Source organism: Acinetobacter sp. Ver3 (assembly GCF_000632455.1).
Taxonomy (GTDB): Bacteria; Pseudomonadota; Gammaproteobacteria; order Pseudomonadales; family Moraxellaceae; genus Acinetobacter.
The window spans coordinates 1-817 of record NZ_JFYL01000173.1 but is presented as its reverse complement, the minus strand read 5'-3'; the positions used below and the strand labels follow the sequence as shown (position 1 = coordinate 817).

Here is an 817-nt window from a genome sequence, read left to right as displayed (position 1 = left end):
ACTGTTGCAAATAGAGATTTGAGTCGATGATGTTCCCTTTAAAAAGTACTTAGAGACCGAAAACCCTGTTGATTAGACACACTTCACCCTGAGGCTGACCATAATAAAATGACGATGCTTGTCCTTTACGTAGTGCACGCATGACTTCAATACCTTTAATTGTGGCATAAGCCGTCTTCATAGATTTGAATCCTAATGTGGCCCTGATGATCCGCTTTAGCTTGCCATGATCACATTCAATCACGTTATTTTTATACTTAATCTGCCTGTGCTCAAGGTCTGGTGGACATTTACCTTCCCGTTTTAACCGTGATAAAGCACGTCCATATGTGGGTGCTTTATCTGTGTTGATCACTTGTGGAATTTGCCACTTCTTCACATTATTTAAAATTTTTCCAAGAAAACAATATGCTGATTTGGTATTACGTCTAGAAGAAAGATAAAAATCAATGGTATCGCCACGTTGATCGACTGCACGATACAGATAAGACCATCGTCCATTCACTTTTACATAGGTTTCATCAATATGCCACGAGCTCAGATCTGTAGGATTACGCCAATACCAGCGTAAACGTTTTTCTATTTCAGGAGCATAACGTTGAACCCAACGGTAAATAGTCGTGTGATCAACATTCACACCCCGTTCGGCCAGCATTTCCTGCAGTTCACGATAGCTAATGCCATATTTACAATACCAGCGCACAGCCCAAAGAATGATTTCGCCCTGAAAATGCCGACCATGGAAAGGATTCATATGCTGCACCTTTAGCTAAAACAGTCTTCAGCTTACCATTCGTGGTTATTTGCAACAGTGCCC

The 817-nt window shown here is 41.1% G+C and carries 1 protein-coding gene; it reads right to left on the bottom strand.

Annotated features, from left to right (window positions below; all coding sequences use genetic code 11):
• Positions 1-49: 49 nt before the first annotated feature.
• On the bottom strand, positions 50-754 hold the full coding sequence (locus CL42_RS16210) for an IS6-like element IS1006 family transposase (RefSeq protein WP_001067784.1): 705 nt from the start codon (positions 752-754) through the stop codon (positions 50-52).
• Positions 755-817 lie beyond the last annotated feature (63 nt).

Bases quoted from the DNA above. Each gene is read 5' to 3' on its own strand.
- CL42_RS16210 (WP_001067784.1), bottom strand. From the start codon at position 754: ATGAATCCTTTCCATGGTCGGCATTTTCAGGGCGAAATCATTCTTTGG.